The 13,520-nt window shown below is 61.3% G+C and carries 11 protein-coding genes, 1 tRNA gene, 1 other RNA gene and 2 pseudogenes; 10 read left to right on the top strand and 5 right to left on the bottom strand.

From position 1 onward, the window contains the following. Positions 1-5: 5 nt before the first annotated feature. The 5 genes from ybgF (at position 6) to VC212_RS09235 (ending at position 2,971) form a co-directional block, all read left to right on the top strand. Positions 6-824 carry a tol-pal system protein YbgF gene (gene ybgF, locus VC212_RS09215; RefSeq protein ID WP_055849101.1) on the top strand — a complete coding sequence of 273 codons (819 nt, stop codon included), beginning with the start codon at positions 6-8 and terminating at the stop codon, positions 822-824. A gap of 42 nt (positions 825-866) precedes the next feature. Beyond that, positions 867-1,550, top strand: coding sequence for a 7-carboxy-7-deazaguanine synthase QueE (queE, locus tag VC212_RS09220; protein WP_323515484.1), 684 nt, complete (start codon positions 867-869; stop codon positions 1,548-1,550). Between the two features lie 61 nt (positions 1,551-1,611). Beyond that, positions 1,612-1,688, top strand: a non-coding RNA gene (locus tag VC212_RS09225) — sX9 sRNA. 485 nt (positions 1,689-2,173) lie between these two features. Then, positions 2,174-2,848 carry a 7-cyano-7-deazaguanine synthase QueC gene (gene queC / locus VC212_RS09230; protein WP_323515482.1) on the top strand — a complete coding sequence of 225 codons (675 nt, stop codon included), beginning with the start codon at positions 2,174-2,176 and terminating at the stop codon, positions 2,846-2,848. A gap of 47 nt (positions 2,849-2,895) precedes the next feature. Next, positions 2,896-2,971 (top strand) — tRNA-Lys (locus VC212_RS09235). A gap of 122 nt (positions 2,972-3,093) precedes the next feature. On the opposite strand, the pseudogene VC212_RS09240 reads toward VC212_RS09235, so the two are convergent. Next, positions 3,094-3,240 (bottom strand): annotated as a pseudogene (locus VC212_RS09240) (integrase); the annotation flags it as partial. An 81-nt stretch (positions 3,241-3,321) separates the two neighbouring features. Between VC212_RS09240 and VC212_RS09245 the strand changes: the two are divergent. From VC212_RS09245 to VC212_RS09255, 3 genes and pseudogenes are all read left to right on the top strand, one after another. Continuing rightward, a pseudogene (locus VC212_RS09245) lies at positions 3,322-3,534 on the top strand (Com family DNA-binding transcriptional regulator). Between the two features lie 57 nt (positions 3,535-3,591). Beyond that, the gene (locus tag VC212_RS09250; RefSeq protein ID WP_323515481.1) at positions 3,592-4,239 is read left to right on the top strand and encodes a hypothetical protein; all 648 of its coding nucleotides are present in this window, start codon (positions 3,592-3,594) and stop codon (positions 4,237-4,239) included. 15 nt (positions 4,240-4,254) lie between these two features. Next, on the top strand, positions 4,255-6,171 hold the full coding sequence (locus tag VC212_RS09255; protein ID WP_323515479.1) for an XVIPCD domain-containing protein: 1,917 nt from the start codon (positions 4,255-4,257) through the stop codon (positions 6,169-6,171). Between the two features lie 208 nt (positions 6,172-6,379). Here the strand turns inward: VC212_RS09255 and VC212_RS09260 are convergent, their stop codons facing one another. Further along, positions 6,380-6,565: a hypothetical protein gene (locus VC212_RS09260; RefSeq protein ID WP_055850342.1), complete on the bottom strand. Its 186-nt coding sequence runs from the start codon at positions 6,563-6,565 to the stop codon at positions 6,380-6,382. Between the two features lie 574 nt (positions 6,566-7,139). On the opposite strand from VC212_RS09260, the gene VC212_RS09265 reads away from it, so the two are divergent. Continuing rightward, on the top strand, positions 7,140-8,147 hold the full coding sequence (locus VC212_RS09265) for an HWE histidine kinase domain-containing protein (RefSeq protein WP_323515478.1): 1,008 nt from the start codon (positions 7,140-7,142) through the stop codon (positions 8,145-8,147). Further along, a complete protein-coding gene (locus VC212_RS09270; protein ID WP_115513616.1) occupies positions 8,144-8,494 on the top strand; it encodes a response regulator in 351 nt (116 codons plus the stop codon). The genes VC212_RS09265 and VC212_RS09270 overlap by 4 nt, the downstream gene beginning before the upstream one ends. A 72-nt stretch (positions 8,495-8,566) precedes the next feature. Here the strand turns inward: VC212_RS09270 and VC212_RS09275 are convergent, their stop codons facing one another. The 3 genes from VC212_RS09275 to VC212_RS09285 all read right to left on the bottom strand — a co-directional run bounded on the left by VC212_RS09275 (position 8,567) and on the right by VC212_RS09285 (position 13,500). Next, positions 8,567-9,823 (bottom strand): lipase family protein, encoded by a 1,257-nt coding sequence (locus VC212_RS09275; protein ID WP_323515477.1) that lies wholly within the window; start codon positions 9,821-9,823, stop codon positions 8,567-8,569. Between the two features lie 664 nt (positions 9,824-10,487). After that, the gene (locus VC212_RS09280) at positions 10,488-12,656 is read right to left on the bottom strand and encodes a methyl-accepting chemotaxis protein (RefSeq protein WP_323515476.1); all 2,169 of its coding nucleotides are present in this window, start codon (positions 12,654-12,656) and stop codon (positions 10,488-10,490) included. Positions 12,657-13,293: 637 nt separating this feature from the next. Next, a complete protein-coding gene (locus tag VC212_RS09285) occupies positions 13,294-13,500 on the bottom strand; it encodes a hypothetical protein (RefSeq protein ID WP_055849131.1) in 207 nt (68 codons plus the stop codon). Positions 13,501-13,520 lie beyond the last annotated feature (20 nt).

Here is a 13,520-nt window from a genome sequence, read left to right on the forward strand (position 1 = left end):
AAACGATGCGCTTTCGAGTGACATCTCTGTTCGTCGCGGCGGCCCTTGTGGTCGCCGCGCCGGCATACGCCCAGCGAGCCAGTCTCGCTGATCGTGTGGCGGTGCTTGAGCAGCAGCAGGCCAACAGCCAGGCCAACAACGATCTTCTCAACCAGTTGCAGCAGGCGCGTTCGGACCTGCAGGGCTTGCGAGCGACCGTTGAACAGCTGCAGCACGACAACGAGCAACTCAAGCAACAGTCCAAGGACCAGTATCTGGACCTGGACGGACGTCTGAACCGGTTGGAAGGTGCAGGTGGCGCAACGCCTCCGCTGCCTTCTGCCACCGGCAGCGTCCCCCCAGCCCCGGCTCCGGCCGCGCGGCCTGCAGCGGCGGCTACTTCCGAGAAGCCGCCGTCCGTCCATGGCGACGCAGGCACCCTGGCTGTCAGTAACGATGAGCGCACTGCCTACAACGTTGCGTTCGATGCATTGAAGAACGGCAAATACGACGACGCGTCGCAGCTGTTCCTGAGCTTTCTCGAGCTCTATCCCAATGGTGTCTACACCCCCAATGCGCTGTATTGGCTGGGTGAAAGTTATTACGCCACCCGCAATTTCCAGCTCGCCGAGGCGCAGTTCCGCGATCTCGTCAGCCGCTATCCCACGCATGACAAGGCCGCTGGCGGTCTGTTGAAGCTCGGCCTGTCGCAGTACGGCGAAGGCAAGAACAACGAAGCCCAGCAAACCTTGCAGCAGGTCGTCTCTCAGTACCAGGGCTCGGACGCAGCACGCGTCGCCCAGGAACGCCTGCAGTCCATCCGTCTCGGCCAGCAACTGCGCTGAGCCCGCGCGTCGTCGCCTGTTGGCGCGGCGCATACTTTGCCCATGAACGCCGCCGCCGTCCCCAGCGAGATCGTCCAGTCGCCGTTGCCGCGATTGAAGATCACCGAAATCTTCCTGTCCCTGCAAGGCGAAGCCGAAGCGGCTGGCTGGCCAACCGTGTTTGTGCGCCTGACCGGCTGCCCGTTGCGGTGCAACTACTGCGACACCGCCTACGCCTTCCACGGCGGCCAGTGGCATGACATCGACGCGATCGTGGCCGAGGTCGCCAGTCATGGTGTGCGGCATGTCTGCGTGACCGGCGGTGAGCCGCTGGCGCAAAAGCGCTGCCTGGTACTGCTGCAGAAGCTGTGCGATGCCGGTTTCGATGTGTCGCTGGAAACCTCCGGCGCACTGGATGTTTCCGAGGTCGATGCCCGCGTCTCGCGTGTGGTCGACATCAAGACGCCTGCCTCGGGCGAAGAGCAGCGCAACCGTTGGGACAACCTGGCATTGCTGACCGCACGCGACCAGATCAAGTTCGTGATCTGCAGCCGCGCCGATTACGAATGGTCGCGCGAGATCGTGGTGACGCATGCGCTCGACCGCCGTTGCACGGTGTGGTTTTCGCCCAGCAAGAGCGAAGTCGCGCCGCGCCAGCTCGCCGACTGGATCGTGGCCGACCGCCTGCCGGTCCGCTTCCAGATGCAGCTGCACAAGATTCTCTGGGACGACGAGCCGGGCCGCTAAGAGCGACTAACAGAGCGACTGCGCGCACCGCCATGCGGGCACAGCCGGCGCTCGGCGCGGCATGGACCACGCTTCCATGCCTGCTCTGAGTGCGCCGCCAACCCCCACCTGACGACTGCTCGCTCCGTTTTGTCGGCCGTCCTGAGTACGCCGGTTGCGTTGCAGACGCGTTGGCGCGGGTATGGCGGGAAGGAGGCTGTCTCCACAGCGGCTGCAACATCCGACGTCTCCCGTGCTAGCGCGGCACCAACCAGCATGCGTGCCTTCAGAAGCAATCGCGAGGTGGTGCTTTGAGTCGTATCGGTAGCTGACAGTGGTCCGCACAGACGCCCTGCAATCTGCCTGGAAAACGGCATGCCGAATGGATGCACGCGCATGGTCGTCGTGACGGATAGTGCTGGTCGATCAACGCGATTGCGCTGGAAGTAGGCGAGGCGCGATTGGTCATCGCCAGTGGCGCGCTGTTGACGCACCAGCGCATTCTGACCTCGGCTACCAAGCAGTCTCCAGCGCCTCCGTCATGTCGTCTCGGCGGATGTGTGTGCCGAACAGGCCGCTCACCATCGCGGCCCGGCGCCGACCCTGCTAGCCTTTGCGTCTTCCGTTGTCGATGCCGTCCTGAAATGAGAAAAGCTGTCGTCCTGTTGTCCGGAGGCATGGACTCCGCCGCTGTCATTGCGCTCGCGCAGGAGCAGGGCTTTGCCGTGTACGCGCTGAGCGTGCGCTACGGTCAACGCCATACCTCCGAACTGGATGCGGCCGCACGCGTTGCCGCGGCGCAGGGCGTCGTCGCGCACAAGGTGGTCGACGTGGATCTGCGCAGCATCGGCGGCTCGGCGCTCACCGACGACATCGAGGTGCCGGAGGCCGGCGGCGACGGCATCCCGGTCACCTACGTGCCCGCGCGCAACACCATCATGCTGTCGCTGGCGCTCGGCTGGGCCGAAGTGGTCGGCGCCAACGACCTGTTCTGCGGCGTCAATGCGGTGGACTACTCCGGTTATCCGGACTGCCGCCCCGAATTCGTGCGCGCCTTCGAAGTACTGGCCAACCTAGCCACCAAGGCCGGCGTGGAAGGCGCCGGCTTGCGCGTCCACGCACCGCTGCAGTTCCTCAGCAAGGCCGACATCGTGCGCGAAGGCGTGCGCCTGGGCGTGGACTTCGGCCTCACCGTGTCCTGCTACCGCGCCGACGCCGACGGACGCGCCTGCGGACACTGCGACGCCTGCCGGCTGCGCGCCGCCGGCTTTGCCGACGCCGGCGTTCAGGACCCCACGCATTACGCGATTTCGTCTTGACGCCTGTGTAGGGTAGAATGCGCACCCCGACGCAAAGTCGGGTCAGTGGGCCGTTAGCTCAGTCGGTAGAGCAGAAGACTTTTAATCTTTTGGTCGATGGTTCGAATCCATCACGGCCCACCAACTAAATCAGCAGCTTAGAAGGCGCCGTAGGCGCCTTTTTTGTGTCTCCGGGAAAATTGCCGGGAAAATAACTGAGCGGAGATGCGTTCCTCGGCCGCAATTGTGTCGAAGACCACGGCCGATCAAGGCCGGCCAAGCGGCTTCACCACTAGCACATCGTGGGAATAACGTTGCGTCATTCTCCGCGTTCTGTGGCCGGCAGCTTCCTGCTTGTCGGCAAGCGTGCTCTCGGTATCCGTGATGCCGCGGTGCTTCAGTCCATAACGATTGAGTGGACGATGAGGTGATCGCCTTCGCCGCCTATGCGCCGCCAGCGGCCGCGTAATCCTTTCCCCCTGCAAGACCACGCAATGCTCAAGAAGCTCCATTGTGGCGACTGCGCCCGCCTGCTGTGCAAGGCCGGCGCCTTCGATGAAATCTAGATCAAGTGCCCGCGTTGCGGCACGCTCAATCACCTGAAGGCCGAGAGCCTCACCTCCGATCGCCGCGAGCGAATCCAAGAAGGCTCTCACCATGAAAAACCAGCTGCTCCAGGGCGATTGTCGACTCTCCGCAAAACTTAACTGGCCGTTCATTCTCGCTTGGCTAGCTTCCATCGTTCACCCGCATGGAATGCGTCAATGAGGCCTGTCAGAGCCGCCCCGTTCCTGATCATCGCGACCCTCTGCGGTATGGCGCTCTGTGCCTGTGCGCATCCCCAGGCCCACACTCCGCAGCCTTCCCCGAAGGAACACAGCACCATGACAACACACGAGGCCGACACAGGTAGGAATTCCGCACTCAGTGCCGAGGAGATTGGCAAGCGCCTGTTAAAGCTGATCGAGGGCCTGAAATCCCGGGACGAGATCAGTCTGGATAGGGTTCGGGAAGTGATGGGTATCGAGCTGAAGCTTGAGCCAGGCGCGCTAGGCGCCGGCTTTCCGAGTGGTGATCTAGGGGGCGGTTGGCGCTACGTATTCGATTACTTCCCCGAGTCGCCTTCCAACTCAAAGGGGGTCAAGTTGACGTTCGTCAACACGGGTGATCGCTTCGCTGACATGAGTGCCGTCTGCAGCTTAGATTTCGCCTACTACGATCAATCGCTCAAAAGCATGGGCTTCGTCAGTTCGCCGACACACGGTCCAATTGGTCAGCTGGAAGACCTGCACTATGTGAAAGCGTCGACAAGCGAGGCTGGCGGAGACATCGTTATTTCCATTGTTCCGCAGAACATCGTTGTCGGCTCTGCCACCCGGATGTGCGTCAAATCGATCAGCACTTTGGGCTAATCAAGGAAGAAGCACATGGCAAGCCCTAGCCCCCAGCTCGAAGCGGCATTGGCTCAGTTCGCCGGGCAACAAGGAGTAACGCAAGACCAGGTCGCCCAGCTACGCAACGCGATCAGCGCGGATGCCGTGCTCCTGGCGCAGTTTGACCAGCAGGCACAGGCAGGAAGCCTACGAGGCTTTGCGTTGCAGTCAGCCGGTAGTAGTGCGCCTAACCTGGTGGGGACGTACGACATCCAGAGTGGCGTGGTTACTTTGCCGACGGCGAGCTTGCCCCCCGCTGGAACGACTGCAGGCAGTGACTTGAAAGGCGCGCTGCAGGTCCAGCAGATGTCGGTCGCGTTCGCCCATAGCACCTACCAAGATGCAGCGCGGACCAGTCACCCTGTTACACAGGATATGGTCAGCAATCTGCAGTCCAGCATCAACAACTCGCCCTTCTTGGCAGACGAGATCAAGAAGGCCGCGACCACAATTGACGCGTCAGATACGCACAATCCAAAACGTGCAAACCTTGAGGGCTTCGGGTTCGTTGGTCCGGGCCAAGCTGCCGGCGGAACATACGACGGCAATCAAAAAATAATGAACTTGCCGCCTATCGGCTTGCAAACCAGAACCGCTGCCAATCCTGGCGGGAGCTTCAACGCGGATTCTACGACCTTCGTGTTGGGACATGAGATCCAGCACAGTTTCAATCACGCAGCGAAGAGCCAGGCGACTGCCACGTTCTTGTCGGATATCGAACGCCAGGCGAAAGTGCAGGGCCCGGTCCACGATTACACGAACGAGCTGCGGTCTTACATACAAGCCGGGCGGGAGGACGAGGCAAAGGCGGAAATCGCGGGGTGGAATGCACTGCTGAGCTTGAAGCGCCAGGGAAATCCGACGGCCAACGGCGTGGATTTGATGTTGACCACGACGACCAGCCGAACAGAGGACTTCATCGAGCGAGATCCCACGTCGGCGGTTCCCAAGGCGATTACGCGACCTGGCCTCAGCTTCAATCAGGACGGCTCTCTTTCGCAGACCCCAGGCAACATCGCTGCCATGGGGCAGCACTACTTTGATCGGCCTTCACCGCTGTACGCTCAGCCTGGGCAGCGCGCTGTGGGACTTGGCGAACACGTCGACCAAGCTGGCAATCTGCAGCCCACTGCGGACTACACAAATTATTACGGAACCTGGGCTGTCGAGCAGATCGCCCGAGCCGAGGATCGGGCCAATGTGCAGTACCAAGGTGCGAGGCCACGGGTGACCATCGATATGGCGGGCCTCGGACTGAGAGAGCACCTGATCGAAAACGAGGGCCTGGACCGTGGTCCGAACAAAGCGCCGCTGCCTTACTACGACAGCACCACCACGCCGGCAACGTTGCACCACTTCGACCACACGCAGGACGGAAGCGTGAATCCTGCGCACAACCATACCTACGTGCCAGTCGTTCCGGCTGCTGCCAGTGCGCATTCTTCCCCTTCAGCAGCTAGACCGCTGAGTCCAGACGACGCGGCTCATCCCAATCACGACATGCTCGAGCAGATTCGGAGCGGCGTGCGCAAAATCGACGAGAGTGTGGGCAAGCCCTGGGACGATATGAGCGAGCGGGTTAGTCGAAGCCTGTTGGCCGCCTGCAAGGACAACCGCGACGCGTATCCGGACAAGTCCGACTATTCACTGGCGGGAAATGAGCTGAGCCGAGTTGACCTAGTCGTGATGGGCAAGAACGGCAATCTTTTCGCTGTGGAAGGTCGGCAGGATGATCCCGCTCACAGGCGGGCACATGTGCAGCTTGATCAGGCCATCAATATTCCGGTGGAGCAGTCGGATCAGAAGCTGCTGGCTGCCAATCAGGCGATCGCGCAGCAGAGAGAGTTGACCCAGCAGCAGGAGTTGACACGTGGGATGGGCGATCCTGCACAGACCGGACCGACTAGGTAAGCCTCGTCAAACTGCCGTATTGCCTGCTCTCTTTCGTCGTATCCCGCCTTGAAGATCGCCTTCGCTGGCTGGGAACTTGCTGCTGAGAGCTAGCTCTATCAATGATTTCACGGCGCCCCATTGAAAAGTTGCGTGATCTTTTTTCGACTGGCGATTACGCCCGAAGCAGGCCGACTCTTGAATCAGCACTGCTCGCCTGCGGCGGCGATCAGCCCCTGCAGATCCACTTGCCGGTGACCTTGAAGGTCTTTGCGTTGATCGCACGTGTATTGACCTGGCCGAGTTGCACCGAGGTGGTCTGCGGAAACGTGTCGCGGCATTGCGCGGCGCTGTCCGCCCATTGCTGATTGAACACCTCGGTCCTGCTCGGCCCGGTGTGGGTGAACGATGTCATCTGCTCGGTGCGGGAGACGACATGCAGCGATGTTGCGGCGGCAGTCGTGGCTACGCTGGAGCAGAGGATGATTGCGAACGCCAGCATCGAGGTGTGAAGGGAGTTTTTGCGTGAGAACGAAGACATGGTCTGGCCGATTCGAGTGATGGAAGGGTGGGGGTGTTGGTCACTTTCGGCGGGAGGCTACGGGGTGCATAAGACGCCCCGGTGACCGTGGGTTTGCGAATCGAATGGGTTATTCCGGGGTTCATCGCTCGACGGCGATCGCAGCGCAAGTCGCTGCGCCCGGGCGTCCAGGTGCTGATCCGTCAGACCTTTCAACTACCTGGATGGCAGGGCGAAGGTGGCGTGGATGTCGCGCCAAACCTCTGTGCGTGCAACCTCTGGCGCAGCGGTGCCGGCGCATGCATTGGTCGGGGCCGCTTCGCGGCAGTTGGCGTATCTGTCTGATCCACCGGGCATAAGGCGCGCGGCAGGTATGCATTTTTAGGCGGTCAAGATCCCGGTGCCGGCATGATCGAGCGTTCACGGCAATCGTTCTATTGTGCGATCCAACTTCAGGACCATGACGGGAATGGCCGAGTATCAGGAAGACGCCGCAAAGTCGCGTATTTACGAGGCTTTGCTACAGGCCACGCCGGACCTTTTATACGTGTTCGACACCCAGCATCGCTTCGTCTACGCCAACCATGCGCTATTGACGATGTGGGGCATGCGCTGGGAAGACGCGTGCGGCAAGACGTGCCTGGAGCTCGGCTACGAGCCGTGGCATGCCGCGATGCATGACGAGGAGATCGAGCGCGTCATTGCCACGCGTCAGCCGATTCGGGGCGAGGTGCCGTTTCCGCATACGGTCAAGGGATTGCGGGTCTACGATTACATCTTTACGCCGGTGTTCGGGCCGGATGGCAACGTCGAGGCAATCGCCGGCGCCACGCGCGACATCACCGAGCACAAACAGCACGAGCAGCATCTGCAGTTGTTGATCAACGAGCTCAACCATCGGGTCAAGAATTCATTGGTGATGGTGCAGTCGTTGGCGCGTCAGTCGTTCAGCAATGCCGATAGCCTTGCCGATGCGCAGGAAAAAATCGATGCGCGTCTGCTCGCGCTGTCGCGTGCGCACGACACGCTGACCCGGGAGAACTGGGTCAGTGCAGATATTCTGGAGCTGACCCGCGATGCGGCGGCGCTGCACGCACCGCGCGACAGTCAGCGCTTTACGCTGCTGGGCGATTCCTGCCGTCTCGATCCGCGGCGCGCGTTGGCGCTCTCGATGGCGCTGCATGAGCTGTGCACCAACGCCCTCAAATATGGCGCGCTGTCGTCGGCCGAGGGGGCTGTGCAGATTGCGTGGAAACGCCAAACCCAAGACGGCCAAGAGATGCTTGAGCTGATCTGGCAGGAGTCCGGTGGCCCGGCTGTGCAACCGCCCACGCGCAAGGGCTTTGGGTCGCGCATGTTGGAACGCGGTTTGAAGCACGACCTCAAGGGTGATGTAGAGCTTTCGTTCGAGCCGACGGGCGTGCGTTTTTGCGTTTCCATTCCGCTGCCGATCGAGCTCGCCGAGGTGCGTCCGTGACCATGCGTGTGTTGTTGGTCGAGGACGAATCGCTGGTCGCCATGCTGCTGGAAGATTGTCTGTCCGAGCTGGGGTATGAAATTGCCGCGACGGTAGGCGATGTCGATACCGCGCTGGCGGTGGTACAGCAGGGCAACCTGGATCTGGCCGTGCTCGACGTCAACCTGGGTGGAACGTTGTCCTTTCCGATCGCAGAGGAACTCGATGCGCGCGGAGTGCCTTACATCTTCGTAACCGGATATGCGAAAAGCGGAATTCCGGAGAAGTTCCGCCATCGGCATGGGTTGCAAAAACCCTTTCAGTTTCGCGACCTGAAGGATGCGCTGGCGCAGCTGCGGCCTGAGTAAGCAATCATGATCGACCATCCCGCAGCTGCCTGCGGGATGGTGGCAAGGCGCAGACGCGCGTATTTGCAACGGTCAGCGGCTGTGGTCCAGCAACTGCTGACGCACGGCCACGATGCAGCTTTCCTCGACTGCCAGATGCACGAAGGCGCTGTTGTCTTCCCGCTTGCCCGTGCCCAGATCGAGCGTTGTCACCTGGTTGCTGCCATTGCGCTTGAACGTGTCGATCGCTCTGGTGGCGTTCTTGAACGGCACGCTCGCATCGTTGGATGAGCCGCACAGCAGGGTGCGGGTACGCGGGCGCCAATCGAGCAGGTCGTTGCGTTGCAAGTCTTGCCGCAACGGGTTGAACGGATTGTTTGCGACGTCCTGAAGAAAGGCCGCGGTGAAGTAGTCCTTGATCTTGCCGACCGGCGGCAACGTGGTGACCAGATCGCCCACGCTGTGCGTACCGGGGAAAAACGCTTCCACCTGTGCGGCCCAGGGGTCTTGATACGTTTGCGAGGGCGCCAGATAGACGTTGTGGTAAGTGCGCTGCATGGAGGTGATTGCGTAGCTCAAAAAGACCAAGGCAAAGGTGCTTTCGGCCACGGTGTTACGCCCGGTCAGATCGTCCAATACCGATTCGCTTAGCGCATAAGGTCCGGAGATACCCGAGCTGGCTGCCAGGTTGAATTCCTGCGACAGGTGCGCTTCGATCTCGCGTTGTGTTGCCAGTGCGGCGTGGGCGCCGGCCGAGTTGCCGGAGAGCATCACCTTGCCCGACAGCGGCGTGTTCAAGCGGCGCAGGACGCTGCGCGCGGCGCGCATCGCATCGATCATGGCGCTGGCTTGCGAGGCGCTGTGCATGTAGGGGTGATAGGGGTAATTCGATTTGCCAAGGCCGAGATAATCGGTGGCGACGACGACATAGCCCTGGCTGGCAAGTCTGGTGACCAACGGGTCGTTGCCGCGCGCGTCGCGGATGTCCTTGGCCTGTTCCGTGCTACGCAACGTCTGGGTGCCTTCGCCCCATGCCAGCAGGGGATAGGGACCTTGGCACTGTGGCCCGCCAGGCACCAGTAGCGCGGCCGAGGCGGTGGCCGGTTCGCCTTCGACGCCGATGGTGGCATAGGTGAATTCCGCTACGCGAACGTTGCAGCTGGGCTGCTCATGCGATGGGTCGTCGCGCAGCATGTTCGCAATGGCATCGCGGGTGTAGCTGGTCAGAACGCTGCTCGACAAGACCGTGCCACGGGCCGGATGGATGCCGAAGGGGGACGCCTGCGAAGCGCCGGCGGTGGCCAGCAGGGCGATGCCCAATGCCGTGCCGATGTTGACTCGCAATTCCATGTAAAGACCTCGCTACATAACGCCCTGGGCAAGCGGCAGGGGGATGACGGTCGGGGCCGTCGGAATGAGCCTGGGTGGGAACGTCGCGCGCGCAGCACTGCCAGCCGGCGTCGGGCGGGGTGTGCAGCCATCGGCGGAGAGCGTCGGAGCCTGCAATCCAGCGGCTTCTGCTACACGGCATTCGTCCCAGTCATGCGTTTCAGGTAATACCTATCTGTAATGCAATGACTGTTCAAAGTGATAGGAAATAAATAACCACTTCTCGAAGGTCAACTGATGAAGTAATGATGATGGGTCACATCTGTACCTCAGACGCACCAGAGTGCGAACTTGTGAAGTCATAAGCGAAGCGCGATACGACGCGCCGTTGACGCGCGCTGGGGTGAGGGCGATGCCATGTGTCGCTAGCGGGAGTAGTGGTTGCGTCGACGGTTGCGGCATTGCGAAGTTGTTAGGCAGTGCCTATCGCGCGCGTGCTTGGTCGAGCAGATGCGCCATAGCGAAGGTTCGCTCGCGCTCGCGCATCGGTGTCACGCGCCAGCGCTTGCCGATGGCGTGATGCGTGAATAGCCAAAGCAAAAGAGCGCCAGGCGGCGCTCTTTTGCTGACATGTTGCATGCGGCGGTGCTGGAGATATCGCGGTGAACTTGCCGCCTTGGATCGATCAGGCGTTGGCGACTTTGTGGAGCAGCCTTGCGACCGGAGCAGCCGTACGCATGTTGGCGTCTTGCGCCTGCCGCGCATCGATTCTGAAGATGGCCACCGCATCGGTGAGCTGCGCTGCCTGTTCTTCCATCGAGCGTGCGGCGGCGGTGGCTTCTTCCACCAGCGCTGCATTTTGTTGCGTAGTTTCGTCCATGTGAGTGATGGTCTGATTGACCTGTTCGATGCCGGCCGATTGTTCCTGCGATGCGGCGGAGATCTCGCCCATGATGTCGGTGACGCGTTGCACGCTCGCGACCACTTCGCTCATGGTCTTGCCGGCGCTGTGGACCAGCGCCGAGCCCTCGGCCACGCGCTGCACCGAGTCGTCGATGAGATCCTTGATCTGCTTGGCCGCACCGGAGGAACGTTGTGCGAGCGTCCGCACTTCGGAGGCGACCACGGCAAAGCCACGGCCTTGTTCGCCTGCACGTGCGGCTTCCACCGCTGCGTTCAGCGCGAGGATGTTGGTCTGGAACGCAATGCCATCGATGACGCTGATGATGTCGGCGATCTTCTTGGACGACGCTTCGATACCGCTCATGGTGTCGACGACCTTGCCCACAACCTCGCCACCTTGCGAGGCAACGCGTGCGGCACCGATCGCCAGCTGATTGGCCTGGCGTGCGCCCTCGGCATTCTGTTTGACGGTGGACGTCAGTTCTTCCATCGAGGCTGCGGTCTCTTCGAGATTGGCCGCCTGTTGTTCGGTACGTTGCGACAGATCCTGGTTGCCGGCCGCGATCTCGCTGGCAGCCGCGTTGATCGATACCGCCGACTGCTGGATGTTGCCGACGATCTGCGCCAACTGGCTGGCGGTGGCATTGGCGTCGTCGCGCATTTGCGCAAACACGCCACGGAAGTCGCCGCTCATGCGCGCGGTGAGATCCCCGGCAGCGATCGATTGCAGCAACGACGACAACGACTGCAGATTGCCGTCGGCGGTGGACATCAGATGATTGAGGCTTTCGACCATGATGCGGAAGTCGAATTGAAAACGCTCGACATCGCCGCGCGCGCTGAAGTCGCCGTTGGCGGCCGACTGCGCCAGATGCTTGATCTCGTGATTCATCGCCGAGAGGTTGAGCTTGACCTGCGACATGGTGTCGCTGAACACCGCTTTTTCACCGGGCAACGGCTGCATGTCTTCGGATAGTTCGCCAACGGCATAGCGACCCATGATGCGTGCCAGATCGGTCTGTACGGCAACGTGCGAGGCCACCAGCAGATTGGTGTCATTGGCCATGCGGCCGTAGTCGCCGGGGAATGCCGAAGCATCGATGCGGAAGCTGATCGTGCCGGCGTCGTGATGCCTGGCCATATCGGTCTGTGCAGCGATCAGGTTGCGCACCTGCAGTTGCATCTTGTCCATGGCCTGCAGCAGGCGGCCGGTTTCGTCGGTGGCGGTGGTGTGGACGTCGTTGTGCAGGTTGCCGGCGGCGATGGCTTCGGCGGTGCGTGTGGCCTGGCTCAATGGTGTGGTCAGGCTGCGCGTGATCAACCACGCCAGCAAGGTGCTGATCACCAATGCCGCGATGCCGCCACTTGCCAGGATGACCTTGCCGCGATGCATGGATTGCACGGCCGCGGCATATGCTTCCTTGCTGAGGCGCCGCTCCAACGCGGCGTTGTCGCGAATGGCGGCCTGCTGCTCATTCATCGCAGTGGCGGCCGCACCTTGCAACAAGCCCAGGGCCTCCTGGTTCTGGTCGTGGATGCCGTAGTCGAGAATCTGGTTGTTGAACTTGACCGAGATGTCGCGTTTTTCCTGCACCAGCTTGAGCGCAGCCTTTTCTACGTCGCTGCTGGGCATGGCCGCCAGTGCAGCCTGAGATTCCTTGTAACGCGCGCGATTGTTTTGGACCATCTCCATTGCGCGGCGGTTGGCTGCATCGCCCGACACCATCACGATGTCGCGCAGGCCGATCGCCACGTTGGTATTGGCGTCGAGCATGTCGTTCGAGAGCCGGATGCGCTCCATGTTGTTGTTGACGATGGTGTCCAGCTCATAGCGGGCGTTGGACATGGTGATCAGGCCGGTCGCCACAAGCAGACCCGACAAGAGAATCAAAATGCCGAAAGCCATGCCCAAGCGACGACCGACATTGAAGCGTTGCAAATAATTGTTCATAACCGCATCCAGTTAGCGCAGCTGAAGAGCCCAGTGGATGCGGGGTGCATTCACTCAAGCCTCTTGCCCAGCTAGCGGCTGGAGACGAGCGTGCTAAAGCCTTCCGTTATGTAATAGTTATAGCGGATTCATTGCGCGGAAGAGATTCCCCGACAGCTGTCCATCGGCGCCTGACATCTTGATCGCTTCAGAGGCATGGAGCACAGCTAACGCTGCTTTTGCGTGCACGTTAAATAGATGTTGCCGATGCTGGAAATAGCGCTCGCAATGCGCATGTCGTCGCGGCTTATGTGCAGGAATCCGCATTGATCAATGATCGCGCGCGCCATTTGTTAGTCGCGCTTGTGACGTCTGACTGGATCGATGCGTGTCACCTGCAGAACGTTCGTTCTGCCCGCGTGACGCGCTGGTACGCGCCTCGGATTGCGTCTTGCCTACCACCTGCAACGGACCTTGCGCAGATCCGCTGGAGCGACAGCGAGAGATGCGGTCAACCTGCGTCGATCGACGTTGCGCCAGTGCCCCGCAGTGCAGGGCACTGCGTGCGAGCGTGAAGCACTGTCGGCAGCGCGCACTGCATCTGGTGACGAGGTGAACATCAGCAGCCAAGCACGCGCGCCGCGCTACCAACCCGGCATCAGGCTTCCAGCGCAGCCAGCACGTCGGCGTGCAGCTGTCGTGCATCGGACTCGCTGTTGAACCGCGCGAAGACCTCTTCGCCAGAGATCATGCCGACCCGGACCGAGTGGCAATACGAGCCGAAGCTTTCGCCGGCGTTGAACGGATCGCTGATGACGGAGATATGGGTAACGCGGACCCGGGTGGTGCCGAACTTGATGAACATCTGCGAGCTCCTGTGTGAGC

The organism is Xanthomonas sp. WHRI 8932A, assembly GCF_035012785.1.
GTDB lineage: Bacteria > Pseudomonadota > Gammaproteobacteria > Xanthomonadales > Xanthomonadaceae > Xanthomonas.